This window comes from Pontibacter lucknowensis (assembly GCF_900156415.1).
In the GTDB taxonomy this organism is placed as follows: Bacteria; Bacteroidota; Bacteroidia; order Cytophagales; family Hymenobacteraceae; genus Pontibacter; species Pontibacter lucknowensis.
Genome location: NZ_FTNM01000001.1, coordinates 739,696 through 763,408, shown reverse-complemented (window position 1 = coordinate 763,408; position 23,713 = coordinate 739,696). Strand labels below are relative to the sequence as shown.

General features: G+C 50.6%; 25 protein-coding genes. 17 read left to right on the top strand and 8 right to left on the bottom strand.

The genetic code is table 11. The features are described 5' to 3' along the window. The first annotated feature begins 10 nt into the window (after window positions 1-10). Window positions 11-538, top strand: a complete 528-nt coding sequence (locus BW972_RS03415) for a DUF2911 domain-containing protein (RefSeq protein WP_076421046.1) — start codon at window positions 11-13, stop codon at window positions 536-538. A gap of 86 nt (window positions 539-624) precedes the next feature. Here the strand turns inward: BW972_RS03415 and BW972_RS03410 are convergent, their stop codons facing one another. Beyond that, the gene (locus tag BW972_RS03410; RefSeq protein WP_234986280.1) at window positions 625-1,572 is read right to left on the bottom strand and encodes a glutamate--tRNA ligase family protein; all 948 of its coding nucleotides are present in this window, start codon (window positions 1,570-1,572) and stop codon (window positions 625-627) included. 248 nt (window positions 1,573-1,820) lie between these two features. On the opposite strand from BW972_RS03410, the gene BW972_RS03405 reads away from it, so the two are divergent. The 9 genes from BW972_RS03405 (at window position 1,821) to BW972_RS03365 (ending at window position 9,025) form a co-directional block, all read left to right on the top strand. Then, the gene (locus BW972_RS03405) at window positions 1,821-3,431 is read left to right on the top strand and encodes a sensor histidine kinase (protein ID WP_076421043.1); all 1,611 of its coding nucleotides are present in this window, start codon (window positions 1,821-1,823) and stop codon (window positions 3,429-3,431) included. A 1-nt stretch (window position 3,432) separates the two neighbouring features. Next, window positions 3,433-4,185, top strand: coding sequence for a LytR/AlgR family response regulator transcription factor (locus BW972_RS03400; protein ID WP_083674059.1), 753 nt, complete (start codon window positions 3,433-3,435; stop codon window positions 4,183-4,185). 200 nt (window positions 4,186-4,385) lie between these two features. Then, entirely contained in the window at window positions 4,386-4,949 is a 564-nt protein-coding gene (locus tag BW972_RS03395) for a Crp/Fnr family transcriptional regulator (protein WP_040573442.1), read from the top strand. An 83-nt stretch (window positions 4,950-5,032) separates the two neighbouring features. Then, on the top strand, window positions 5,033-5,455 hold the full coding sequence (yiaA, locus tag BW972_RS03390) for an inner membrane protein YiaA (RefSeq protein ID WP_076421041.1): 423 nt from the start codon (window positions 5,033-5,035) through the stop codon (window positions 5,453-5,455). A 72-nt stretch (window positions 5,456-5,527) separates the two neighbouring features. Then, window positions 5,528-6,493: a DUF2157 domain-containing protein gene (locus BW972_RS03385; RefSeq protein ID WP_076421038.1), complete on the top strand. Its 966-nt coding sequence runs from the start codon at window positions 5,528-5,530 to the stop codon at window positions 6,491-6,493. After that, window positions 6,483-7,559 (top strand): DUF4401 domain-containing protein, encoded by a 1,077-nt coding sequence (locus BW972_RS03380; protein WP_076421036.1) that lies wholly within the window; start codon window positions 6,483-6,485, stop codon window positions 7,557-7,559. The genes BW972_RS03385 and BW972_RS03380 overlap by 11 nt, the downstream gene beginning before the upstream one ends. Continuing rightward, a complete protein-coding gene (locus BW972_RS03375; RefSeq protein ID WP_076421034.1) occupies window positions 7,549-8,064 on the top strand; it encodes a GDYXXLXY domain-containing protein in 516 nt (171 codons plus the stop codon). The genes BW972_RS03380 and BW972_RS03375 overlap by 11 nt, the downstream gene beginning before the upstream one ends. 30 nt (window positions 8,065-8,094) lie before the next feature. Next, entirely contained in the window at window positions 8,095-8,580 is a 486-nt protein-coding gene (locus BW972_RS03370) for a hypothetical protein (RefSeq protein WP_076421032.1), read from the top strand. A 4-nt stretch (window positions 8,581-8,584) separates the two neighbouring features. Further along, complete coding sequence (locus BW972_RS03365) at window positions 8,585-9,025, top strand: hypothetical protein (protein ID WP_076421031.1); 441 nt, start codon at window positions 8,585-8,587, stop codon at window positions 9,023-9,025. A 7-nt stretch (window positions 9,026-9,032) separates the two neighbouring features. Here BW972_RS03365 and BW972_RS03360 read toward each other — a convergent pair whose 3' ends face one another. Beyond that, window positions 9,033-9,557, bottom strand: a complete 525-nt coding sequence (locus tag BW972_RS03360; RefSeq protein ID WP_007652727.1) for a YfiT family bacillithiol transferase — start codon at window positions 9,555-9,557, stop codon at window positions 9,033-9,035. A 136-nt stretch (window positions 9,558-9,693) separates the two neighbouring features. Beyond that, the gene (locus BW972_RS03355) at window positions 9,694-12,069 is read right to left on the bottom strand and encodes a TonB-dependent receptor (protein WP_007657356.1); all 2,376 of its coding nucleotides are present in this window, start codon (window positions 12,067-12,069) and stop codon (window positions 9,694-9,696) included. Window positions 12,070-12,328: 259 nt separating this feature from the next. On the opposite strand from BW972_RS03355, the gene BW972_RS03350 reads away from it, so the two are divergent. Together BW972_RS03350 and BW972_RS03345 are read left to right on the top strand one after the other, a co-directional pair. Beyond that, complete coding sequence (locus BW972_RS03350; protein WP_234986279.1) at window positions 12,329-12,676, top strand: DUF4174 domain-containing protein; 348 nt, start codon at window positions 12,329-12,331, stop codon at window positions 12,674-12,676. A gap of 10 nt (window positions 12,677-12,686) precedes the next feature. Next, window positions 12,687-13,310: a hypothetical protein gene (locus tag BW972_RS03345; protein WP_007657361.1), complete on the top strand. Its 624-nt coding sequence runs from the start codon at window positions 12,687-12,689 to the stop codon at window positions 13,308-13,310. A 30-nt stretch (window positions 13,311-13,340) separates the two neighbouring features. Here BW972_RS03345 and BW972_RS03340 read toward each other — a convergent pair whose 3' ends face one another. Both BW972_RS03340 and BW972_RS03335 read right to left on the bottom strand, forming a co-directional pair. Beyond that, a complete protein-coding gene (locus BW972_RS03340) occupies window positions 13,341-13,889 on the bottom strand; it encodes a lipocalin family protein (RefSeq protein ID WP_007657363.1) in 549 nt (182 codons plus the stop codon). Window positions 13,890-13,902: 13 nt separating this feature from the next. Beyond that, on the bottom strand, window positions 13,903-14,334 hold the full coding sequence (locus tag BW972_RS03335) for a GNAT family N-acetyltransferase (protein ID WP_007657364.1): 432 nt from the start codon (window positions 14,332-14,334) through the stop codon (window positions 13,903-13,905). A gap of 176 nt (window positions 14,335-14,510) precedes the next feature. Between BW972_RS03335 and BW972_RS03330 the strand changes: the two genes are divergently transcribed. The 4 genes from BW972_RS03330 to BW972_RS03315 all read left to right on the top strand — a co-directional run bounded on the left by BW972_RS03330 (window position 14,511) and on the right by BW972_RS03315 (window position 18,945). Continuing rightward, on the top strand, window positions 14,511-15,008 hold the full coding sequence (locus BW972_RS03330; RefSeq protein ID WP_007657366.1) for a YajQ family cyclic di-GMP-binding protein: 498 nt from the start codon (window positions 14,511-14,513) through the stop codon (window positions 15,006-15,008). 28 nt (window positions 15,009-15,036) lie between these two features. Continuing rightward, complete coding sequence (locus BW972_RS03325; RefSeq protein WP_007657369.1) at window positions 15,037-15,819, top strand: TerC family protein; 783 nt, start codon at window positions 15,037-15,039, stop codon at window positions 15,817-15,819. 149 nt (window positions 15,820-15,968) lie between these two features. After that, on the top strand, window positions 15,969-18,284 hold the full coding sequence (locus tag BW972_RS03320) for a M28 family peptidase (RefSeq protein ID WP_076421029.1): 2,316 nt from the start codon (window positions 15,969-15,971) through the stop codon (window positions 18,282-18,284). A gap of 106 nt (window positions 18,285-18,390) precedes the next feature. Further along, on the top strand, window positions 18,391-18,945 hold the full coding sequence (locus BW972_RS03315; RefSeq protein ID WP_007657375.1) for a DUF4142 domain-containing protein: 555 nt from the start codon (window positions 18,391-18,393) through the stop codon (window positions 18,943-18,945). Window positions 18,946-18,960: 15 nt separating this feature from the next. On the opposite strand, the gene BW972_RS03310 is transcribed toward BW972_RS03315, so the two are convergent. Continuing rightward, window positions 18,961-19,629: a hypothetical protein gene (locus BW972_RS03310; RefSeq protein ID WP_007657377.1), complete on the bottom strand. Its 669-nt coding sequence runs from the start codon at window positions 19,627-19,629 to the stop codon at window positions 18,961-18,963. Window positions 19,630-19,713: 84 nt separating this feature from the next. Between BW972_RS03310 and BW972_RS19825 the strand changes: the two genes are divergently transcribed. After that, window positions 19,714-19,920 carry a hypothetical protein gene (locus BW972_RS19825; protein ID WP_155800870.1) on the top strand — a complete coding sequence of 69 codons (207 nt, stop codon included), beginning with the start codon at window positions 19,714-19,716 and terminating at the stop codon, window positions 19,918-19,920. Window positions 19,921-20,083: 163 nt separating this feature from the next. Here the strand turns inward: BW972_RS19825 and BW972_RS03300 are convergent, their stop codons facing one another. Both BW972_RS03300 and BW972_RS03295 read right to left on the bottom strand, forming a co-directional pair. After that, on the bottom strand, window positions 20,084-21,091 hold the full coding sequence (locus BW972_RS03300) for a dipeptidase (protein WP_007657381.1): 1,008 nt from the start codon (window positions 21,089-21,091) through the stop codon (window positions 20,084-20,086). A gap of 138 nt (window positions 21,092-21,229) precedes the next feature. Continuing rightward, on the bottom strand, window positions 21,230-23,698 hold the full coding sequence (locus BW972_RS03295) for a TonB-dependent receptor (protein ID WP_076421027.1): 2,469 nt from the start codon (window positions 23,696-23,698) through the stop codon (window positions 21,230-21,232). Between the last annotated feature and the right edge of the window lie 15 nt (window positions 23,699-23,713).

Sequence of the window (23,713 nt, the reverse complement as noted above, 5' to 3'; positions counted from 1 at the left end):
ATAAACTACTATGAAAAATCTACGATTTCTGAATGCGCTTGTGATGCTGTTCATCGGCATAATGGTATCATCCACAGCCTGTGCGCAGGACGCCAAGCAAAAGGCCAGTCCGCCAGCTACCGCCTCCGGAAAGGTGGGCGATGCGACCATCATCATCAATTACAGCAGTCCGTCTGTAAAAGGACGCACCATTTGGGGCGAACTGGTGCCTTATGGCAAGGTATGGCGTGCCGGGGCAAACGAAGCGACCACCGTTACCACCGACCGCGACGTCATGGTGGAGGGGCAAAGGCTGCCAGCTGGCACCTACAGCTTCTATGCTATACCTGGCGAGGACGAGTGGACAGTTATTTTCAATAAAACCGCCAAGCAGTGGGGCACACAGTACGACGAGAAGCAGGATGTGCTGCGTGTGACGGCCAAGCCGCGCCAGGCCGACACGATGAACGAACGACTTGTGTACGATGTGAAAAATGAAGGAATTGTGCTGCGGTGGGAGAATCTGGAAGTGCCCGTGATGGTTCAGGCGGCTAAATAAAGCGCTTAATTTTATTCAAAGCCCTGCTGCGTGTTCAGGTATAGCCTGGAAGGTAGCAGGGCTTTTTTGTGCCCATTGGTCGCGGGCTATACCTGTAGTGCTTGTCGTGGCAGGTCTTTTAGCTCAAACTGCTGCAGGAAACTTTGCGCGTCGGCTATACCTGCATTGTGCCAGCCCAGCAGTTCAGCCAGCTTTTGCCAGAGCTGCCTCGGGGTAAGGCCGGCCTTGCGCATTTCGGTGAGCGAGAGGGCGTCGTGCGATTTGGATAGTTTGCTGCCCTCGGCGGTAATAAGCGGGTGGTGTACAAAAGCTGCATTGGTAAAGGCCGCGGCGCCGGTGTGCTGCGCCAGGTATAGCTGCGCCGCCGTGGAAAGCATCAGGTCTTCGCCCCGCACGATCAGGTTCACGCCCATGGCCAGGTCATCTACGATCGAAGCGATCTGGTAGGCAGGTATACCGTCTTTGCGCCGCACCACGAAGTCGGGCATTTCGAGGGCCAGCGCCACAGTGCAATCGCCGAGCAGTTGGTCCTGGAAGGTGACGGTGGTCCCCTCCGGTATACGCACGCGCCAGGCGGCATTGGGGGTATCGAGCGGCAGCTGGGTGTCGCGGCAGGTGAGCGGGTATAGCCCCTGCGGCGACAGGGCTGCTATCTGACTACGGGAACAGGGGCAGGCGTAGACCATACCCTGCTGCACCAGTTTGTTGAGTTGCGCCTGATAAGCCGGAAGCCTGAGCAGTTGGGAGTAGTTCTCCTGAAAATCTTTGGGATTGCGCGGTCCTTCGTCGTATTCGAGGCCCATAAAGTCGAGTGTCTCGAAAATGTCCTGCAGGTACTCGGGGCGGAAGCGGGCATTGTCGAGATCGTCGATGCGCAGCGCTACGATGCCTTGCTGCTGGCGGGCCAAGGCCCACGTAATGGCAAACGACAGCGCATTGCCCAGGTGCAGAAAGCCGCTGGGGGTCGGGGCGATGCGGGTTTTAATTTGCTGTTTCGTTTCCACAGGTATAGCGCTGGGTTTGATTTTGACCAAAGGTATAGCTGCTAATTCTCAAGTCAAATTAGAAACTGTTAAAATGCTTGAGGATGAATTAGGGCCTTGGTGCTACGGCCAATACGGATGGCTCCCTGCAGGTTCAATCACTGGCAGGCGGAATTGGCGGCAATTTCAAATACTGCACAAAACAACACATCTGCTATTTCAACCACTGTCTTTAATATTTTAAGGTTTTAGTTTCGCTATTATTGCTACAAGTTTGATGAAAATCAAATTTAGCTATTATGAAAAAGATAACCTTCATCCTTCTCAGCTTCATCACTGCCCTCTCTACGGTCAATGCGCAAAAAGGCATTGACTTTTCTCGTACATACGCTGCTGGGGGAAAATTACTTATGAGTGTGGATAGTTCAGCCAAAAACGTCTACTATGCCAATGTGTTTCCCAATCAACCTCGGACCTCATTTAATTATTTGCCTGACGTTAACAATGTAAGCATCCAAATTTATTTTAAAGAGACAGATAGTGTACAGCATTATCGCTACACCATTTTGGAGGATGACAAACCTATTGTGGTAAACAAGTCGATTGACCAAGCGCGGCTAGCAGATGTTGATAGACCAGACGAAGTATTCAGATCTACCTCTCTTGGCGTTTTTCCTATTAAAGGCAAAACCATCACAACGATAATCTACAGCATCGAAAAACCACTCAACATTGACAAAGCTGTTTTTTACGGGAAGCTTATTTCAAGAGCAAAAATCTTAGGTTTTTCAAAGCGCTTCGCTACTGATAAAGGCGTGGATTACAGCTGGATCACCGACCTAAAAGAAAAAACAGACTTCACTTTCACTGAAAAAGACGACGAATTAACCATCGTAAAAGACAGATCAGTTAATGACTATCTCTACTATATCACAATAAAAGACAGGCAAACAAATAAAATAATTTTCGAATCCACTGCCTGGCAATATGGCTACTACGTTGAAGATCATCAGTTTTTGCCTTATGTGAAGATTGACAAAAGCCTTTTCAAAAAATCAGGAGATTATGAAATCATCATTCAGCCATTGATTGAATGGACTGAATGCCGTGATTGTGATATTTCTGCAGAAGAAATAGAAGGCTATATAACCAGGCATACGCTCTCTGTAACTGTAGATGAAGTAAACTACACCAAAAAAGAACTTCTGCTCTATAGTTTGCTTGTCGGGTTTTTAATTGGATTAGTTTTTCTGGTTATCATCTACCTCAACAAAAGGAAAAATAAAAAGCGGCTGGCAGAAAATGAGCAGCAAAAAAACACTGCAAAGCTCCAGCTTAATTCTATTCGGTCCCAATTGAACCCTCATTTTCTGTTCAATGCACTCGCTGGCATTCAAAACTTAATGAACAGAAACGAAATAGACAAAGCCAATAAATACCTTTCTAAATTCGCCAGGTTGACCCGTAACGTGCTTGACGATAAAGAATTGATAAGTTTATCACAGGAAAAGACTTTACTGGACGATTACCTGCAAATGGAGCAATTGCGGTTCGGCTTTGAATACGAAATTAATCATTCCGAAGACTTAGATTTAGCTAACATAGAAATACCAAGCATGCTACTGCAACCTTTCGTTGAAAATGCGGTGAAGCACGGGATATCGCAAAAGGCTACTGATGGAAAAGTGATCATCACATTTAGTAAACAAGCAAATGATTTGCAGTTAACTGTCACCGATAATGGCAATGGATTTGACCCAGTGAAAAAGACCAATGGTTTGGGTCTGCCATTAAGTGAAAGCAGGATAGCACTCTTAAACAGTATTTATAAAGAAAATCGCTTTACTTTAGCCATACAGTCAACCACTAACGGCACTAAAATAAGCTTAACATTAATCGATTGGCTATAATATGATGAGAGCAGTTTTAGTGGATGATGAAATATCCAACTTAGAAAACCTGCGAATTTTGCTGGAAAAGCACTGTACGCAGGTAACTATAATCGCAACAGCACAAAATGTAAGCGATGCAGTTGATGCTATTGAAAAACACCTGCCTCATGTAGTGTTTCTGGATATTCAAATGGGCGAGCAAACTGGGTTTGATGTGCTCAGACTGCTTCCAACGCGTAATTTTGAAGTTATCTTTATTACCGCCTACGACCAATATGGCATACAAGCTGTAAAATTTGCCGCCTTAGATTATCTTTTAAAACCTATTGATATAGACGAATTGATGACTGCGGTACATAAAGCCGAGCATAAATTGGCAGCACAAATACAAACTTCTCAGCTTGATTTTTTACTGCAACAACTAAAAAAGCCAGAAACGCACGTGAGCACAATTGCCCTGCAGATGCAAAGCGAAATAAGGTATGTTACTTTATCGGAAATTATACGCTGCGAAGCAGACAATACATATACTCACTTCTTCCTTTCGGGTAATGAAAAAATATTGGTTTCAAAATCACTTAAAGAATATGCAGATTTACTGCGGCCTAAAGGATTTTTAAGAACGCATCAAAGTCATTTAGTCAATCCAAAATATGTAAAGAGCTGGTTAAAAGAAGATGGTGGTATCCTTCTTTTAACATCTGGAGAAAAAATACCGGTCTCTAAACCCAACAGAGAAACAGTTAAACAAGCTTTGCAACGGCTATGGTAATATGTGAGTTTTCGTAACAGAGAAAATGAAATGTGCTTCAATTTTTGAAGTATAATGGAGCAAAACTAAGTTTAGCAGTACGGCTTAATGACGCTGCGCAATTCTGCTACACCAGCACATTTGACTCCATTATAAAAACCACCTTCCTTTATTTAAACAACCAAATTCTAACCCCATACCCAAAGTAAAATCGCCTCAACATGAACGCCCTACACCAATGCATCTCCCAGTACCACCCTATTTCTATAGCCGCATGGGAGGCTCTTACCAAAGCATTAACACGGGTAGAGGTTCCGAAGAATTCTTTCCTGGTAAAAGAAGGAATGGTGTGCAACAAGCTGTACTTCCTGGAGCGGGGTTGTTTGCGAGGGTACTACAACTTAGACGGAAAGGAAGTGACGTATTGGTTTGGCTTCGAGAATAATTTCATTACCTCTTTTTACAGCTTCATTTCCCGGAAGCCAGGTATAGAAAACATACAGGTTCTGGAAGACTCCACCTTGTGGGGGATCAGTTCTGAAGCCCTGCACCAGTTGTTCGATCAGCACCACGACCTGGAACGCCTGGTGCGGATCATAAACGAGCAGTACTACATCAGGCTGGAAGAGCGACTGATGGCCATGCAGTTCAAGACGGCTCGGGAGCGGTACGAACAGCTACTGGAAACATCGCCCCATATTCTGCAGCGAATCCCCCTCGGGCAAATTGCCTCCTACCTGGGCATCAGTCAGGAAACCTTGAGCAGGATCCGAAGTCAGGTTTGACAGGCTTCCTTTTTTGACAATTGTCAAAAGAAAGATTTAAGGACTGCTATACCTTTGATTCATCACTTAAACGGAAAAAGAAGATGAATCAGAAACCATCCAACGCATTTGTAGCAGCCTCTTGGGCTACTTTACTTACAGGTATGACCGCCTACCTCATCGGACTGTGGAACGCCGACATGCTACTGAACGAGAAGGGCTATTATTTTGCCATTCTGATGTTTGGTTTATTCTCCGCTATCTCGCTCCAGAAAAGCGTGCGCGACCAGCTGGAAGGTATACCGGTTACCAACATCTATTACGGGCTCAGCTGGTTTTCCACCCTTTTGGCGATCGTGCTGCTGACAGTGGGGCTTTGGAATGCTGATTTGCTTCTGAGCGAAAAAGGCTTCTACGGCATGTCGTTTTTACTGAGTCTCTTTGCGGCCATTGCAGTGCAGAAAAATACCCGCGATAGTTTAGTGAGAGAACTGCCAGCCAAGCATAATGGGGAGCTGTATTATTAAAATGCGCTGAGTAGCATACTCATTACGCATCAACCACCATTTTGAAATGACAGCACCTGTTCAAATGATTCTATGAAATCACTCCTCTCCCGCGACATCATTTACAGCATCGCCAGGCACAGCAACTGGCGCGAGTCAGGTATAGCCGACTGGCTCCGCAAAGAGCAGGTATACGCCGGGCCGCAGGACTGGATCAAGTTTGTCCGGCTGTTTCTGCTCGGCCTTGGAGGGAGTTTCCTGATCTCGGGCATTATCTTTTTCTTCGCCTACAACTGGGCCGACATGCACAAGTTCGTGAAGCTGGGGCTGATCGAAGTGCTCGTACTGGGGGTAACGTTCGCGGCGGTGTTTACCAAACTCAGTAGCACCGTGAAGAACGTGCTGCTCACGGCCAGCACCATGCTGGTAGGCGTACTCTTCGCTGTGTTTGGGCAGATCTACCAGACCGGCGCCAACGCCTACGATTTCTTCCTGGGCTGGACAATGTGCGTGGTGCTGTGGGTGGTTGTGGCACGTTTTCAGCCGCTGTGGTTCATCTTTCTCTTGCTGCTCAATACCACCTTCGTGCTCTATACCCAGCAGGTGGCTACCCATTGGAGCTTTGCGGTGGTGCTGGATGCGATGTTCATCCTCAATGCAGCGGCTGTTGTCATTTGGGAAGCCTTGGCCGCAAAAGGCCGCGTAGGTATACAATACCGCTGGTTTCCGCGCCTAGTGGGGCTGGCGGCGATCACGGTTATCACCATCAGCATGATTTCGGCACTTTTCGAGAGTATAGATCACGACTATGGCTTAGCTTATCTACTCGGTGCGGTTATGTATGGCGCAGGTATAGCCTACGGACTAAAGGTGCGTGATATCTTCTACCTCACAGCTTTGCCCTTTAGCGCCATAGCGGTGGTGACTGCCATCCTGGTGCGGATCGGGGAGAATGTGCCGGAGATTATGCTGTTGCTGGCCACGATCTTTGTGGTGGGCAGCATTACCTTACTGATTCAGTACTTAGGCAGACTTAACCGACAGTGGCATGGCCGATAAAGAACCAATACAACTCGAAGCCCTGCTGCAGGAGATTGCGCAGGAGCAACCCGACTTCCGCTACGACGAAGCGGCTATTAAAGCAGAAGTGGCACATTCTACTTCGCTGCTAAAACGCTGGCCAGTGAAGCTGCTTACCATATTGGGCGGCCTGCTGGCTATGGGCCTGCTGCTGGGCTTTTTGTTCTCGGCGGGACTTTACAACTCAGGTATAGGTTTGCTGCTTTTCGGCGCTGGCTTTCTAATAGGGGCGGAGGTGCTTATCCGTTTCGAAAAAACCTTTTCAGCTGAGGCGGTCGGGGTGTCGCTCAACATTGCTGGTTACGTGCTGCTAGCCATTGGGGTGGGGCAGCTGACCGATAGCGGTACCTCCGTAGCGCTGCTGTTAGGTATAGCCGCACTGCTGGTATTAATCTTCTCAGAAAGCGGCATTTATGTGTTCCTTTCAGTGCTGGTGCTCAACGGCAGTCTGCTGAGCCTGATTTTCATTCACAAGGTATACAACCTGTCGCATGTCCTGGTTGTGGTGCTGGTGGGTGTTCTCACTTTTATAAGTTTATATGAAGCGAAATTGCTGGCCTTGTCGCGGCGCTTTACGCTGGTCTTCGGGCCGGTTCGCATGGGGTTGATCTTCTCCCTGATTATTACGCTGGGGCTGTTTGTGCACCAGAAATTTCTCTCTACCAACATCACCCATTTCTGGCTGTCGGGTTTGTTTTTGATCGGTTGTCTGTTGCTGTTGCTGCACCGTGTGCTGCTGGAGAGTGGGGTGGAGGACAGGAAGACGCTGGCTATTTTCTATACCTGCTGCGCGGTGGTGTTGCTGCCGACTGTGCTGGCTCCTTCGGTGCCGGGCGCTTTGCTGGTGGTGCTGTCCAGTTTTTACATCGGCCACAGAACAGGTCTCTGGGTGGGGCTGCTGGCGCTGGCCTATTTCCTGGTGCTTTACTACTACGACCTCAACATGACCCTGCTGGCTAAGTCGGGGGTGCTGGTGCTCACGGGGACCTTGTTTTTAGGTGGCCTAGACCTGTTAAATCGTTACTTGCGAAGCCATGAAGCGTAACCTGAGAAGTATAATTGTGCTGGTCAACCTGGTGGCGGTGCTGGCCTTTTTTAACCTGTCGGTGGTGGAGAAGGAGGAGATTCTGAAAGATGGTCAACTGGTGCTGCTCGAGCTGGCCCCGGTAGATCCGCGCTCGCTGATGCAGGGCGATTACATGACACTCAGCTATGCCATCAGCCAGACGCAGGAACTGGAGAAACTCCCCAACCGCGGCTATGCCGTTGTGCAGTTGGACTCGCAAAATGTGGCGCAACTGGTGCGCTACCAGCCGGAAAAAGAGCCGCTGAACGAAAGAGAGATCCTGCTCAGGTACAGCAAGGGAAACTGGTCGCTCAACCTCGGGGCGGAGTCCTACTTTTTTGAAGAAGGGCAGGCCGAGACTTTTGAAAAAGCGGAGTATGGCGGACTCAGAGTGGACAATAAAGGCAACAGCGTGCTGGTAGGATTGTATGACGAAAATAGGGCGTTAATCGTGCCGAAGCGGGAGCGGGTTTCTCAGAAATAAACGTTATATTGACTATTATTTCAGAAGCCGATGCCAGCAACTTTACACAGCTATAACACAGGACACTACTTCAGTGCAAGCGCACGGGTATTCGGCTGGATCACTACCGCACTTGCGGTCACGATGATTGTAAATGGCTCGGTGGCAGCCTATGCCTTTCTCCCGACTGCCATCATCACACAGTTGACGCACTATCGCACAGAATTCGACCTGGCGCAAATGACTTACCGCGAAGGGGTACTCTTTGCAGGTATGACATTCGGCAAAACGCTGCCGCTCGCTGGTATTGATTTCCTCTTCCTGAAAAAGAACAACTATAAACAGGTGAGCGAGTCGAGGGGGTCGATGAGTACCTTTCAATTTGTGAAATACGACGGCTATATCAAGCTGTCTGATAACGTAAAACTGCACCTGCTACAGCGAAAATCAAAAGAGCAGGCCATGCAGGAGATGCAGCAAATCGCACAGGACCTGCAGGCAGAATTACGCGACTTAACCGAAATGAAAATACAGTAAGGATATGCGTATTAAGAATAATCTGATAGCAGGTATAGTACGCGGGCTAGCTTACTATGCAGGAGGTTTTGCGCTGGTTTGGCTCACTTACCTCGTGTTTGGCTGGGAGTATGCACATGCTCCGGGGTTACACCATTTAGTTGGTTTGTTGGTGTTGGTGGTGGGAGCTTTGATGCTGATACGGCGCATCATTATTGTATTTGCAATTCCAGCCGATACACATAACAAAGGAGCGCTTTTGGTCCATGCTGTGGCGGTGGTTAGTTTTATCTTCTTCTTCAAACTCATCATCCTGAACGGAGCTATCAAACGCGACACAGGCGATCTGGAAATTTCTGAAGCACTGACGCTCGACCACAGCGCCCAAACCCTTCTTCTCACAAACGAACTGCAGGATACACTATTTTACCAAGTGGCAGATTCAGTACATTTGAAGATCCAATAACAGCCTTTTACCAATCCATCCTTTTCTTTAGTTCAGTAATATGTGCCAGGTGGTGCTCACCGTGCCAGGCGTATAGCCCAATGTGCTGCCGTATGGTTTGCTGGCCGGAAACCGGGTGAACAAACGTGCGGTTAAGCTGCTCGGGAGAAAGTTGGTGCAGCATCAGGACCCAGCGCTGATGCAAGGCGTGCAACAGTGTGAGCGAAATGCCCGGATCTGCTGTTTTGGCCTCTGGAAGCTCTGCCCAAGCTACCTCATCGTAAGGTCGGATAATTGGGTTCTCTTCTGTCAGGGCCAGTTTTTGGCGGGTATAGCCATTTAGATGACTGTCTGGTAGGTGATGCACAACCTGGCGCACAGTCCAGCCTCCGGGTCGATAAGGCGTATCAAGTTGTTCATCCGACAGGTTGGCTAGGGCTTGTGCCAGTTTTGTAGGCAGACTGCCGATAGAGAGAATAAAAATGTTCAGTTGATCTTCCGAAATGCTTGCGTCGAGGTCGAACTGACCGATAGGGTAGCGAAGTTTGTCCATAGTTTATCAGAGCAGAACTTAAATATAGAGAATACCGGCAGACCTTATACCTGTTACCCACATATATTTCTGTACCTTAAGCAAAACGCCACTCCCAGTTTATGACGGTGGCGTTTTGCTTAAGGTACAGAGTTTTCTAGAACTCCACTCTGTAATTCAGAATCGGCAGCATGCCCACCATGTGGCGGGTTACGACTTCTTCTTTTATGCGGTCGTACTGCACGCCAAACACATTCTGGCGGTTGGTGAAGTTCTGGATGTCGAGCGACAGGATGTAGCTGGCGTTCGGTCTGTTCTTGCGGTAGCTCACCCGGATGTCGGAGCGGAAGTAGTCAGGCGTCTGCACCCCGAAACGATTGGTCACGTCAAGCACCTCGTACTTCATTTCTTTCGATCTCTCTAAGTCAATCGGGGTATAGCGGTTGCCGCCCGCCCACATCACTTTGCCGTTCAGCCCGATCAGGTTTTGCTTGTTGCTGCCCACTTTAAACTCTTTGCCTGCCAACAGATTTACGATGTGGTTGCCGTTGAAGCGGGTGTCGCGCAGACTGCCATCGCGGGTGCTGTACTTGGAGTCGTAGAGCGAGGTGGTGAGCAAAAAGTAGTAGTTGTTGGTGAAGAACTTCTCCAGCGTCATCTCCACGCCGTAGTTGCGGCCCGTGCCCTCGTTCACCAAGGTTTCGCGGCTGATTCCACGCTCGTAGTTCAGGGCGGAGTAAGTGCTGTTCTCGGCTATACCTACGGGCACGTTGAAGAGGTGCTGGTAATAGGTCTCTACTTTCAGGCGCAGGTCTTCGCGCAGCATCTGGTCGTAGCCCAGCACATAGTGCGCGGCGCGGGTCAAGCCCAGTTTACGGTTGGGTTGGGTATAGTTACCGTCGGGGTGGCGCTGTTGCGCGAAGTAGGAGGTGAGGGCGTCGTGGCGGCTGTGCAGGCCAACGGCGGCGCTAAACGAACGGGCGGCATCGAGCTGGTATTTCATGCCCATGCGTGGCTCTACCACCGTGTTGCCGTTCAGCCCGAAGTACAGGCTGTGCAGACCCGTGTTGAGGGTGAGCTGCTCGGTGAAGCGGTATTTCCACTGCGCAAAAGCCTGCGCTAGTTGCGTGCTGCCGCGCTGGTTCACAAACTCTCCCTCCTCGTACTCGATGTTGCGCCCACCCGCGTAGGAGTCGTAGCCCAGCTGGCTCAGGATGATGCCTGTGCGCAAGGTATGGCGGTTGTTGAACTTGCGGTTGTAGAGCGACGAGAAGCGGGTAGCCTGCTGTGCGAAATCGTGGCGGTAGAAAGGGACAGCCGTGTAATCGGTCTGCAGCGAGTCGACCCATACCTTGTTGCCGCTGGTGGAGAAAGAGAGCGTGGATTCGATGTAATCGTCTTTGCCGAGAAACAGGATGTGGCTTATACCTGTAGAAGCCATGCGCGCCTGAAAGCGGTCGTCGAAACGGTCGAGGTAGCCCTCCCATTTTTCGCTGTCGCGCTCTGCTTTCACGTTCTGCTCGCTCAAACCGCCCAGTCCCCAGAAAGAGAAGTAGCCTGCTTTGGCTGTGGGCAGGTATAGCTTAAAGGAGAAATCCTGAAAAACAGGCACGGCTTCGCCCGAAATTTTCACCCCAATTTTATTGAGCATGGCCAGCGTGGAGTAGCGGTAATTCGCCAGATAAGAGGCTTTGGAGCCAGCCTTGAACGGTCCCTCGGCGGCGAAGTCTATCCCCAGTATACCTGCCTGCAGCGCATACTCGCGCTTTTCGTTATTGCCGTTGCGCAGCCTGATGTCGAATATACCTGACAGTGCATTGCCATACTCGGCTGGGAAAGCGCCTGTGTTGAAGTCGGAGTTGTCGAGCATGTTTACGCTCAGGATGCTCACGGCACCGCCCGCCGCGCCCTCTTCGGCAAAGTGGCTCGGGTTGGGCACCTCAATGCCCTCTACACGCCACAGCACGCCCCGTGGCGAGTTGCCCCGCACCACAATCTCGTTGCTCATGTCCTGACTGATGCCTACGCCTGCGTAGTTTTGAGCGGCACGAGCCGGGTCGTTCACGCTGGCGGCATAGCGCTTGGTCTCTTCCACTGAGATGGAGCGGGAGGAGATCATGGCCATCTCGTTGAGCGGATTTCCCTTGCTCTGCTGCTCGGCGCTGATCACGACTTCCTGCAGCTTTTTGAAGGATTCGCTCAGACCGATGTTCAGCACCAGTTCCTTGCCCGAACCAAGCAACAACTCCGGCAATACCTGCTCTTCGTAGCCCAAGTAACTGATGCGCAAGGTATGACGCCCCACTGGTACTTTGTCGAGGCGGAAGTCACCCGTTGCATCGGTGGTGACGCCCATCGGAGGGTCGATGGTAAGGATAGCAACTGTGGCTCCGATGAGTGGTTCCTGCGACTCCTTGTCGATGATTTTGCCCCGGATGGTTTGGGTGAGTTGCTGACCGAGGACAGTGAGCGGGACACTAAAAAGTAAAAGCAGTAGCATGGTTGCTAAAGCAGATAATGTATTGATTTTCATGGTTTTATTTTGTGTAGTTGTGGTTGCAGTGTCAAATCAGGGCGCAAAGGTATAGACTTTTATTTTAGATTCATATAATCTATTCATGATATGTTTCAATTTTAGACAAGGTGACCCATTACATCGACTAACCGGTGTTACACCCTGCTTACAGGTACATTCGTATGATGAGAGTATGGGAAAGCAAATGGTGAAAATAACTGTACTTTGTCTGGTATTTCTGCTTCCGATTTTAACACAGGCACAAAAGAAAGAAGATATGAATCTGGAAGTTTACAAATGGGAAAATCAGGTCTTGTTGCTCTTTGCTGCATCTGAAAACGATGCGGAATTTATCAAGCAAAAAGGGCTAAACCGCAAGAACATGCAAGGTATAGCGGAGCGACAATTAGTGGTGCTGGAGTTGGTGCCAGGCGGCAATGCGGCCGATATGCGGGAAGACTTGCTGAAGAAATTTGACGTGGAGGCCGCTGGCTATACCTTGCTGCTGCTGGGGAAAGACGGAATGGAGAAATACCGGAGCCGGACAGCGGTGTCCCTGGAGGAGGTGTTCAAAATAATCGACCAGATGCCGATGCGCCGACAGGAAATGCGTAAACAGGATTAAAACGATTGCCATGACCTTTGACCATCGTCCCCTCCGAAACGAAAAACGATCGCTGATAGCCGACGTGCGTTACCAGCTCATCTCTTTTATCCGATCTTTTACACTGGTGCTTTATGTCGCAGTGGGCATGGCCGTGGTAGGTGTTGCCATGAAGTTCATAGGCCTGACAGGCGGCAGTTTTGTGTTTGTTTTCGCCATGGCTGTACTGATATTGCTGTTTCTGGTACAGGTAGGCCTTTCATTTTTCTACATCGTTTCGAACGTATGGCTAGCCCTGCTGGGAGCACTCAGCAGCTTTTCGCTGGTTACGGGGCTACTGGCGCTTATTTTTCGCTACCAGAACTGGTATGGCTGGCAAGTGATCTTCTATGCAGTAGTTCCGCTTTACATACTGGTGGGCGTGTTGCTCTTCTTATACCTGAAGCGGTTCCGGAAGCTGCACGAGCCGTTGCGCGATTTCTTTTATCGCAACCTGGTCTTTCCGTTCGTTTTTGTACTGCTGCTAGGTATTGTGTCCTTTATGTTCAGCGCCGACCGCTTTAACCGGGAAGAGGACCCTATGCTGCAAGAGTCGCCTATACCTGCCGACGGAGCTGCCGCTGAGGACACCACCGATATGTGGCGGGCTTACTGAGCAACGATCAGGTATAGGTTTCAGCACCTGCTACCCCGCGCAAGGTTGCCCGGTCATTTGCAACTGCTCCACCGGAAAGCCTTTGCTCTTGGCCAATTGCTCCAGCCTGGCATAGGTGGCGTCGTCCATGGTAGGAGTGCGAGAGAGGAACCAGAGGCTTTCGCGGTCGGGCGAGCCCACCATCACATACCTATACGCAGGGTCGAGTTCCAGAATCCAGTAATCCCCTTTGAAAGGCCAGAAAAACTGCACCTTGAGCTTGCTGTTGTTGCTGCCCTCCACCGGAAAAGCCTTGCCCTTCACATCACTCACCTTGTCTTCTTTCAAGCAGGAGTTGTATACCTCCACATAGCCCTCTTCGGTATTAAGTTCATAGTTGGCCGTGGTGCATTGACAGCCTTTGGTGAAGCGCTGAGGTATAGAGGCGATCTCGTACCACTTGCCCATGTAGCGCTCCAGATCCACGGCCGGCACTGTTTCGAGCGGAGCGTTCGTGCTGCTGCAACTGCTAATGATGAATGCGCCGAGCAGTACCGCACCGGCTGTAAGAAGCAATTGTTTCTTTTTTGTGAAAGCCATTTTTTGCAACGTGTTACAGTTGCTTGGCCATCTTGTAGTGCTGAATAGAGCCAAACAACAGGTATGTTTTTTCTACTATTTCATACCCATTGCGGCGGTAAAAGTTTACGGCATTTTCGCGGGCCTGCAATGTCATGGAGGTAGCCCCGAACTGTCGGGCCCGGTCTTCCAGGTAGCTGATCAACAGGTCACCGAGGCGCTGGCCCTGCTTATCGCCCCGCACGCCCATAAAGCGGATCTGTCCTTCCTGCGGTGTGTTGAGGTGCAGTCGGCAAACACCCACTGCCTCTCCTGCATCATCCACGAGCATAGCGTGTATGGCCTGTTCATCATCTTCGGCTCGTTCACTGCCCTTCGGTTGGTCCCATGGTTTTCGGAGGGTGTCGTAGCGTAGTTGGTAGTACTGTTTGAATTGCTCAGGTGTAGCGGGTTCTATGACTTGCATGGATTGATATCTGAATTGTTAATTGCCAGTAGAATTCGGCAGGTAATTTAGGGAAGCAATTTAGTAATCAACCACCAACAATTTATCCATTTAACAATTTAACCTCTCAACCATTTAAATAACTTTGTGGGTTATAAATCGTGTAAATCTTATCATTAAACCTAACCCGTAAAACTATGGCATCTTTCGATATCATCAGCAAAGTAGATCCGCAGACGATGGACAATGCGGTGAACGTGGCCCGCAAGGAGATCATGAACCGCTATGACTTTCGCGACACCAAAGGCTCGCTGGAGTTCGACAAGAAAAACAACGAAGTGCACATCAGCATGGAAAACGATATGCGCCTGCAACACACCGAAGACGTGCTTATCGGTAAAATGGTAAAGCAGGGCCTCGACGCCACTGCCCTTGATTTCTCAAAGGAGCCCTACGCATCTGGCGCCATGGTGAAGAAAGACATCAAAGTGAAAGCCGGCATCGACAAGGAAACTTCCAAGAAGATCATGAAGATCATCAAAGACAGCAAGGCCAAAGTGTCGGCTGCCATGATGGACGAAACCATCCGGGTGACAGGCAAAAAAATCGATGACCTGCAGCAAGTAATCGCGCTTCTGCGTACAAACGCCGAAGAAATTGGTATGCCGCTTCAGTATGTCAATATGAAGTCGTAGTACACTCACCTTACTCACCTTATACCTTATGTTTGACATATTCGCTAATCCGGATACCTGGATAAGTCTGCTGACCCTGACCTTTATGGAGGTGGTGCTCGGCATTGACAACATCGTGTTCATCTCGATCATTGTAAGCCGACTGCCCAAAGACCAGCAGGCCAAAGGGCGCAACATCGGCTTGACGCTGGCACTCGTTTTCCGTATCATCCTGTTGATGTTCATCACCTGGATCGTGAGCGCCAGTAACCCGATCTTCTCTATCAACCTGCCGTTTACCGACGAGGACTTCCCAGTGTCGTGGCGCGACATTATACTCTTTGCCGGTGGTCTGTTCCTACTGGCCAAGTCTGTAACTGAGATCCACAACAAACTTGAAGGGGAGGAAGAAGGCCATAATGCAGGACAAGGAACCATGTCGCTGGGCAAAGTGCTCATTCAAATCATCCTTATCGATATTGTGTTCTCCTTCGACTCCATCCTGACGGCCGTAGGCTTGGCACAGGAGATTCTGGTCATGATCATAGCTGTGATCATCGCAATGGGCATCATGTTGATTTTCGCCAAGTACGTAAGCGACTTCGTGAACAAGCACCCAACTGTAAAGATGCTCGCATTGGCCTTCCTGATCCTGATTGGCTTCATGCTGGTAGTGGAGGCGCTGCATCAGCACATCCCGAAAGGCTACATCTACTTCGCGATGTTCTTCTCGCTGATGGTGGAGATGCTGAATATGAAGCTGCGCAAGAAAACCGAACCGGTGCACCTGCGTCAGAACGAGGTGCTTCCCGAAGGCGATCCTTCGAGCTAAGATTATAGCATTAGCTATTGTCCCAAGCCCCGCCAGGTATACTGGTGGGGCTTTTGTTTTGCCGGGCGATTGGGTGCACTGAAAGGTATAAGTACAATGTATATAGGAATTTGCTATATTAACCGTATAGAACCACCCTATACCTGCCCATGTCTAAAAGACCTTATCTCGTTTCTTTATTCCTGCTGATTGCCCTTGTGGGGTTGAGTGTATACAGTGTTAGTCTGATGCGCCCACCTGAAGCCCTGCCTGCTGATGCGCCGGCTGCCGATTTTTCGGCGGAACGAGCCATGGCACATGTGCGCAGGGTGGCCAGTCAGCCGCATGCCATGGGCACACCGGGCCATGCCGAGGTACGCCGCTACTTGCTGAAACAGATGGAGATGCTCGGGATGCAGCCGGAAGTGCAGGAGGAGGTGATCGTCAATCAGGTGGGCGACGCCAACAACGTGGGTTATGTGTACAACCTGCTGGGTAGAATAAAAGGGACACAAGCGGGCGGCAAAGCCGTGCTGGTGATGGCGCATTACGATTCACAGCCTAATACCCCCGGCGCCGGCGACGATGGGGCGGGTATAGCCGCCATGCTTGAGACTGCCCGTGCCCTGCAAATGGGTGAGCCGCTGCAGCACGACGTTATTTTCCTGATGACTGACGGCGAAGAGTATGGCCTGTATGGGGCCAAGGCTTTTCTGAAACACCCCTGGGCGCAGAAGGTAGGTGTGGTCGTGAACGTAGAGGCACGCGGCAATGCCGGCCCGAGCATGACGTTCGAGATAAGCCCTGAAAATGGCTGGATTGTGGAGCAGTTTGCCGAGGCGGCGCCATACCCTTTTGCCAGCTCCATGATGTACGAGGTATACCGCAACCTGCCCAACAATACTGACTTTACCGTGTTCAGAGATGCCGGGTACACAGGAGTGAACTCCGCTTTCATCGACGGTTTTGTGCATTACCACAAAATGACCGACTCACCCGAGAACCTGGACCGCAATAGCCTGCAGCACCACGGCAGCAACATGCTGGCACTGGTACGGCACCTGGGCAATATTTCGCTCGATAACACCAGGGCGCAGGACAAGATTTTTTTTAACCCGGCAGGTAGCTGGCTGGTGCACTATCCGGCCGGTTGGAACCTGCTGTGGGCGGTACTCACGACAGTACTGCTACTGGCATGTATTGTGGTGGGTGTTCGCAGAAAAGCTTTTTCGGTGGTACAGCTGATCGGGGGCTTTATCGGCTTCCTGCTGGTGGTAGGCATCGTGGCGGGACTGACATTCCCTATCACCGGTTTTGTAAAAGGGATGTTGCCCTACAGCCACGACATCAACGGGGTATACGGGGCCGGGCAGTTCTTTATGGGCTACCTGCTGCTGGCACTGGGACTGATGTTGCTACTGAGCTGGTTGCTGTTGCGCTGGGTGTCAGTATTTGCCCTGGCCATGGGCGTTTGTCTGCTCTGGTTTGCCCTGATGGTGGCGGCCCTGCTGCTGGTGCCGGCAGCGGCCTATCTGTTCATGTTTCCGCTGCTTTTCTGCTTGTTGGCTATGCTGGTGCTTTTCCTCAGAGACCTGCACCAGCAGCCCGTTGGCTGGGCTTATGCACTAGTGCTGCTGGCAGGTATAGTACCCGCTATTTTCATGCTGATGCCCCTAGTGCGCTTCCTGTTTGTGGTGTTTGCCTTGCAGATGCCTGTCGCTACAGTAGTCACGCTACTTTTGCTTGCCGGCCTAGCTATACCTTTGCTGGTCACCATTGAGCGGAGCTTTGGCTGGCGTACACTGCCGCTCCTGCCCGCCTTTCTGCTTTTTGCCGGCGGTATACAGCTGTTTCGGGCCATCGAAGCGGAGAAGCCAAGCCCTGAACAGCCACTGCACAGTCATGTGAGCTATTACCTCAACGCCGATGACAGTGTGGCCGTCTGGGCATCAGCTTACCAGCGCACCGATGACTGGAACAGACAGTTTTTTCCTAACCCAAGTACAGGAGCTCTGACTGAAATATACCCGATGGCTGCCAGGCAGTATCTGAAAAACGAAGCAGAGCCTATACCTGTGCAGGCGCCGGTAGCCAGTCTGGTGAACGAAGGAATAGCCCCTGGCGAACGTGTGCTGACCATTCGGCTACAGTCGCCGCGTGGGGCCGCGCACCTGGATCTGGTGCTGCAGCCCTCCGAAGAAGACGGTATGCTGGGAGCCTCGCTAAACGGAGAGGCGCTTACCCTCGGCCCTATGGAAACAGCGCAGGGGCCGGTATACTTTGCCAAGGTGCACGGACTGCCGGATGCAAAAGAAGTTGAGCTGGAAGTGCGTCTGAAACAGAGCATCAGCTTGCAGCTATACCTGTATGATGTAAGCATTGGCCTGCCACAGCAACTGGTGCGGCAGCCGATGCCCGCGCATGTGATACCGGAGCAGGGCCGCGAAAGCAACCTGACGCTGGTCCGGAAGTCGTACCGGTTTTAAATCTGATAAGGGATTGCTGCATTTTTAAGTGTTTTTGAGCAGATGGCATAACTTGTGATGCCGGGCATACGGTATAGCTATTCAACTACCTGACGCCCCCTTGCTTATGCTCAACGATAAACTACTCACCCTTGCCTTCGGGCTTTTGTTTTTGCTGATGATCGCCTGTGGCGACAGTCCCGATACTGACCTGGCCAAAACTGCCACGCCGCCTGTGGTAAAGGAGATGAGCCGCAGCGCCGCCTTTATAGACTATGCTGCCAGCACCACGATGCTGCAAGCTGAGCTGGCCCGATTGGCCACCGAGCGTGCCCAATCCGAAGAGGTCAAGGCCCTCAGCGCAGAAATGCTCGAGTTCTACAACCGCGCAATGAAGCAATTGCAGGAAGTCGCCAAAGCAGAAGGACTGCACACGAGTTTGCCCGATTCGCTGGGTTCAGCTGACAAGGCTACTTTAGAAGAATTTGGGAAGTTGACTGGCGCTGAGTTTGACGAGCGCTACCAGGCTTATGTGTATGCGTCGCAGCGATCGCAGCTGGATCATTACAGAGAAATGCTGCTAAAAGCAGAAGAAGAGGAGATCCGGAACTGGGTAAATGAAATGCAGCTACAATTGCGGGCTCGCCTGCAACTGGCTGCACAATATGACAGTGTCAGGTAGGTGTAGCAGATAAGCTTAGCTCCAGAGATCGGCAGCTTTTCGGGCCATCCGGAAGAAAAGGTCTTTCTCCAGACCTGCAACCTGGCGGGCTTCACATTCAGAGTAGCCGTTTTCAGAGGCATTCAGGTAGTCGTAGTATAGCTGTGCCAGCTCCAGTGAGTCATCCTCAAACTGCTCTGTCATGTTTTCGCGCTGCAGTTTTTCAGGCTCAAACACTTTGGAAGGGTATAGCTTGTCCAACTGGTAGATCAGGTACTTCTGCGATGTGTTGTCAGAGCGCTTGCTTCCGCCACCCAGCAGTTGCTCCAGTGGCAGGTCGTCATCGTCATCATACTCGTCCTCAAACTCGTCGTCCACAGCAAGTGGTTCATATACCACCAGGTCGAAGCCGGTGAGCTCCAGGTAGTCATCAAACTGCTCTTTTATAGGTACCAGGGTAGGGGAGTCGTGCTCACTGTTGAGCACGTTGGCCATATGCAGAGCAATCTCCTTGCCTTTTTCGCCGGCGCCGATCAGGATCTGGTTGAATTGTGTGAAATCGCAACCCAGGTAAATGAATTTGTACTCATCATCGAGCACAGTAAAACACCACAAGGTGATGAACTCTGTATCGTCTATTACGACTGTATCAATATAGAGCTCATTGATCTGGATGTAGTAAGGTGTGTACTGCGGAGAGTCCATGGCTGATTCGGCTTTTGGTGTACAGTATTTGCGTATACGCAGTTTGTTTGCACATGGCAAAGTTTCTATATAGAAAATAAGCGAATGGCCTTAATCTTCGTGTCGGTAAATATAGTACAATACCCCACCAAGCGCTGTAATGCCTGCCCGGATCGCCCAACCAATGCCCTCACCCCACTGGTTAACCCAGTCCAAAGCCAGCAGATTGGCGCCTGTGAAACCAATAACGAGCGAAACCAGCCCGGCAAGAAGGAGAAAAAGCCCAATGAATTTCATAACAGCATTTTATAAGGTGACAGACCTGAAGTACAGAAGTATGTTATAACAAAGAATGGCTTGTTTTAAACAGTCTCTATATAGTCCACTTTAAATATAATAAATATTATTTTCAGCACAAGTTTTTTGCTGAAAAAGCGTTATTGGATGCTCTCATTCTATTGGATAAAAGCACGAATCAGGACCAGATTCGGTTGATAAAATTCTGTGCGTTTTTATAGGCAAGCTTGGCGAGCTGTTCTTCGGAGAGGTGGTTTTGCAGCCGCTCTAGTAGGAAACTGTAGCTGGTACCTGCCTGCTCGTGCTCCGGAAAATAAAAAGGGACACGCGTTGGATCCGGAAAATCAGCGGTGTAGAAATAGTCGGCTCCGAAACTGATGACATCTTCGGCACCCTTCCCAAAACCATACAGGATGTGCTCTATCAGTGCGTCAGGTTTCCCGTCGTTCACAAAAGCGCGCAGGAAGTTCATGCCGATCAGTCCCCCGCGATGAATAATCTCCTGCGCCAATTCGTCGGGCAGGTTACGGTTATGCACCCATACCGGCCTGAAGTTGGAGTGGCTGGCAATAACAGGTATGGCAAGCCGCTCACGGTCGATGTGTTCGAGGATGTCGAAAGCCAGGGCATCACTGGTGTGGGAGAGGTCCACGGCGATGCGGCGGCCATGCAGGTAGTCTAGGAGCATCTTGCCATCGCGGGAAATACCCCTGTCCGTCATATTACCGCCCCCGAAGCGATTACCCATGTGGTGCGTAAAACTGATGTAAAGCAGGCGGCCTACGGTATCGATGATCTTCTCTAGTTTCTTAAAGCCGTCTTCCAGCGGTTCGTCCTCTTCACAAAAACCGGACGCATTCTCAATGGCCGCTACCATGCCGATGTTACCTTGGCCAGACAGTACTTCTTGCAGGGTGCCTGGGTCTGAAACAGCTGTCAGGCAACTTCTTTCGTCTTCTGCCAGCTTTCTGAATATCTCGGCTTGCAGGTGCGCATAGTTGCTGCTCCCGGGAGCAGTGGCACAGTAAATAGCCATGGTCTGTAAGCGCACGTTGCCTTGCGTAAGGGCGGGCAAAGCACAACCAATCTCGGCCACATTGTCGATGGCCGAACCAGGTACATCCGACAGGTATACCAGCAGGTCGCAGTGTAGGTCAATAATGGGCAGTCGGGCAGGAGCAGTCATTGTGTTTGGTTTGGTTTCGGCTTAAGGTACGGAGAAGTCACGAAAGAAGGTATACCTGCGGATGCTGCTGCAGTAATAGTAGGCATATAAAAAAAGCCGAGGATTGCTCCCCGGCTTGCGTTTGTCTATCCATCGCTGTTAGTAGTCAAAGCCATCGTCACCGCCTCCCTGCTCATCGCGCTGCCGACGGCGCTCACGGTTGTTGTCTTCGCTGTTGAGGCGGTAAGTGAAGCCGATAAAGGCAATGCGTGTCTGGCGCTTGTTGTTGTTCGTCTGCTCAAAGCCTGGCCCAAAACTCTCAAAGTTAAACTCGCGGGTGTCGAAGATATCAGATACCCGGAGAGTTATAGTGCCTTTCTTATTAAGAACGTCCTTTTTCAAGCCCAAATCCACAGCATAGATTTCCTGCATCTGACCTTGAATGTCTGCCATCGGAGCACGGTAGTTGGCGGATACCTGAATGGCCAGGTCTTTCCAAACGGTCATCGTGGAATTGAGCTTTGAGTTCCAGGTCCACTGGTCGTTGCTTAGTTCCGTGTCTCCTCCTGCGTCATTCAATTCTACCCTAAAGCCCGATACGCTGGCATTAAGTCGCCACCACTTGTATGGATTGTAAGTGCCTACTAACTCTACGCCGTAAGACGAGCCACTGGCAAGGTTAAGAAAAGTAGTGGATGTAACACCTGTGGCTGCATCGAAGGTACGGAAGCGCTGAATCTGGTCGTTGGTACGACGGTAAAACACAGTGGTGTTGAACGATGTGTTGTCCCAGTACTTGAGGTAGCCCAACTCATAAGAGTTGATAAACTCCGGCAAGAGCTCCGGATTACCAGAACGAATGTTGAGTGTGTCAGAGTAATCGATGAAGGGGTTGAGTGACCAGGCACGCGGACGGTTTATGCGGCGGCTGTAGCTGAACTGTACCTTGCTTTCGGGAGAGAAGTCCTTGGTCACGAACACACTTGGGAAAAGGCTGAAGTAATCGTTTCGGAATACACCGTTATCTTGTGTCCGCTGGTCCGACTTGGTCAAGGTTTGTTCAGCACGTAAGCCTGCCTGAAAGCTCACACTACCTATTTTGTTACTATAGTTGCTGTAAAGGGCATGTACCTGCTCGTCATATACAAAGCGGTTGGTCACATTGTCGTTTATTAGCCACTGGTTGGTCTCAGGGTTTAAGTCAAAGAACTTGTTGTCGTTGTCGAGCAACTGGAAGCTGCTACGGTAACCAGCCTCAAAGCGGCTGTCTTCGTTGATCGGGTGCACGTAGTCTGACTGCGCCACAATACGGCGGGTTTTATCATCAGAAGTGATTCGCTGTTGGTTCATGCGGTCAACAGGCAGCCCCATGTCCAGGGTTGTCCGCTGCATAATGTTGTCCACTTCATCACTAAATCGCTCGGTATAGATCACGTCAGCGGTCCACTCGCGGCCTTTCTGATCGAAGGTGCGGCGGTAGCCGAGATTGTAATCCATCACACCGTCGTCTTCAGTACCACGTGTCTCGCGCAGATTCAGGCGCGTAAGGTTCATTTCACCATCCAGGTTGCGGTTCAGGATGCTGTTGAATCCACGCTCATCGCCGGTGCGGTACAGGGCGGATGCCGAGATGGTGTTTTTTGGGTTGATGCTATAGTCGGCCCCAAACCGGAAGCTGTGCGAGATATCGGTTCGGCGGTTAGAGCCCAGGTCTTCACGGAAAGTGCCCTCGTCCAGATTGGTCAGGAAAGAGCGACGTACGCCCGGGCGGTAGCTTCTGCGGAAATCGTAGCCACCGTTGAAATTCCATTTGTAATGGCGGTAGTTCAGGTTGAGCGAGCTGTTGTAGTTCTCGTAAGTACCCACATTCACAGTGGCAGTGCCATTGAAGCCGGGCTTCATGTTCTTCTTCAGGATCAGGTTGATCACACCGGATGTGCCTTCCGGGTCATACTTGGAGGAAGGGTTGGTGATCAGCTCGACACTCTCGATCATACTGGCCGGAATCTGGTCGAGCGTCAGGTTAGACAGTGCAGTGCGTTTGCCGTCTACCAGTATGGTTACGTTGGAGCTTCCCCGCAGGCTCACATTGCCATCAAGGTCCACATCCACAGAAGGCACATTCTGCATGGCATCGGCCACGCTTCCGCCCTGGGCCGCAATGTTCTGCTCCATGTTCACTACTTTTTTGTCAAGCTCAAACTCTACCATGGGGCGTTCGGTCACAATCTGCACCTCTTTGAGCTGCGTAGCGCCGCCTTTGATAGGTATGGCTCCCAATCGGATGTTACTGTCAGTGTCTGTTATCCTGATGTTAGGGATGAAGCGGGTAGGGTATCCTACGGAGGAGATGCGCAGAATAAATTGCCCTTGCGGTACCCGGTTGAGTTCGAACTTTCCCTCTATATCGGAAGTGGCGCCGGTTACCAGGCTGGAGTCGCGGGCAGTCAGGAGTACAATATTGGCGAATCCCAGAGGAGCTTTGGAGTTGGCGTCCTGCACAGTGCCGGATACTTTGCCGCGGGTACTGCTGGTGTTTTGGCTGGGTTGGTCCTGCGCTTGCAGGTCAGGTAGAGCGGTTAGGTATAGAAGTGCTGAAAAGAATAATGGTAAAACGTAGGTTCTCATAATTTTAGATACGGA

What these genes read in the sequence shown, in the direction of transcription:
- BW972_RS03345 (WP_007657361.1), top strand. Translation starts at nt 12,687, where the DNA reads ATGACCTTTGACCATCGTCCCCTCCGAAACGAAAAACGATCGCTGATA.
- BW972_RS03340 (WP_007657363.1), bottom strand. Translation starts at nt 13,889, where the DNA reads ATGGCTTTCACAAAAAAGAAACAATTGCTTCTTACAGCCGGTGCGGTA.
- BW972_RS03380 (WP_076421036.1), top strand. Translation starts at nt 6,483, where the DNA reads ATGGCCGATAAAGAACCAATACAACTCGAAGCCCTGCTGCAGGAGATT.
- BW972_RS03370 (WP_076421032.1), top strand. Translation starts at nt 8,095, where the DNA reads ATGCCAGCAACTTTACACAGCTATAACACAGGACACTACTTCAGTGCA.
- BW972_RS03405 (WP_076421043.1), top strand. Translation starts at nt 1,821, where the DNA reads ATGAAAAAGATAACCTTCATCCTTCTCAGCTTCATCACTGCCCTCTCT.
- BW972_RS03395 (WP_040573442.1), top strand. Translation starts at nt 4,386, where the DNA reads ATGAACGCCCTACACCAATGCATCTCCCAGTACCACCCTATTTCTATA.
- BW972_RS03335 (WP_007657364.1), bottom strand. Translation starts at nt 14,334, where the DNA reads ATGCAAGTCATAGAACCCGCTACACCTGAGCAATTCAAACAGTACTAC.
- BW972_RS03365 (WP_076421031.1), top strand. Translation starts at nt 8,585, where the DNA reads ATGCGTATTAAGAATAATCTGATAGCAGGTATAGTACGCGGGCTAGCT.
- BW972_RS03385 (WP_076421038.1), top strand. Translation starts at nt 5,528, where the DNA reads ATGAAATCACTCCTCTCCCGCGACATCATTTACAGCATCGCCAGGCAC.
- BW972_RS03315 (WP_007657375.1), top strand. Translation starts at nt 18,391, where the DNA reads ATGCTCAACGATAAACTACTCACCCTTGCCTTCGGGCTTTTGTTTTTG.
- BW972_RS03295 (WP_076421027.1), bottom strand. Translation starts at nt 23,698, where the DNA reads ATGAGAACCTACGTTTTACCATTATTCTTTTCAGCACTTCTATACCTA.
- BW972_RS03300 (WP_007657381.1), bottom strand. Translation starts at nt 21,091, where the DNA reads ATGACTGCTCCTGCCCGACTGCCCATTATTGACCTACACTGCGACCTG.
- BW972_RS03360 (WP_007652727.1), bottom strand. Translation starts at nt 9,557, where the DNA reads ATGGACAAACTTCGCTACCCTATCGGTCAGTTCGACCTCGACGCAAGC.
- BW972_RS03320 (WP_076421029.1), top strand. Translation starts at nt 15,969, where the DNA reads ATGTCTAAAAGACCTTATCTCGTTTCTTTATTCCTGCTGATTGCCCTT.
- BW972_RS03415 (WP_076421046.1), top strand. Translation starts at nt 11, where the DNA reads ATGAAAAATCTACGATTTCTGAATGCGCTTGTGATGCTGTTCATCGGC.
- yiaA (WP_076421041.1), top strand. Translation starts at nt 5,033, where the DNA reads ATGAATCAGAAACCATCCAACGCATTTGTAGCAGCCTCTTGGGCTACT.
- BW972_RS03375 (WP_076421034.1), top strand. Translation starts at nt 7,549, where the DNA reads ATGAAGCGTAACCTGAGAAGTATAATTGTGCTGGTCAACCTGGTGGCG.
- BW972_RS03310 (WP_007657377.1), bottom strand. Translation starts at nt 19,629, where the DNA reads ATGGACTCTCCGCAGTACACACCTTACTACATCCAGATCAATGAGCTC.
- BW972_RS03350 (WP_234986279.1), top strand. Translation starts at nt 12,329, where the DNA reads ATGAATCTGGAAGTTTACAAATGGGAAAATCAGGTCTTGTTGCTCTTT.
- BW972_RS19825 (WP_155800870.1), top strand. Translation starts at nt 19,714, where the DNA reads ATGGCCTTAATCTTCGTGTCGGTAAATATAGTACAATACCCCACCAAG.
- BW972_RS03400 (WP_083674059.1), top strand. Translation starts at nt 3,433, where the DNA reads ATGATGAGAGCAGTTTTAGTGGATGATGAAATATCCAACTTAGAAAAC.
- BW972_RS03355 (WP_007657356.1), bottom strand. Translation starts at nt 12,069, where the DNA reads ATGAAAATCAATACATTATCTGCTTTAGCAACCATGCTACTGCTTTTA.
- BW972_RS03330 (WP_007657366.1), top strand. Translation starts at nt 14,511, where the DNA reads ATGGCATCTTTCGATATCATCAGCAAAGTAGATCCGCAGACGATGGAC.
- BW972_RS03325 (WP_007657369.1), top strand. Translation starts at nt 15,037, where the DNA reads ATGTTTGACATATTCGCTAATCCGGATACCTGGATAAGTCTGCTGACC.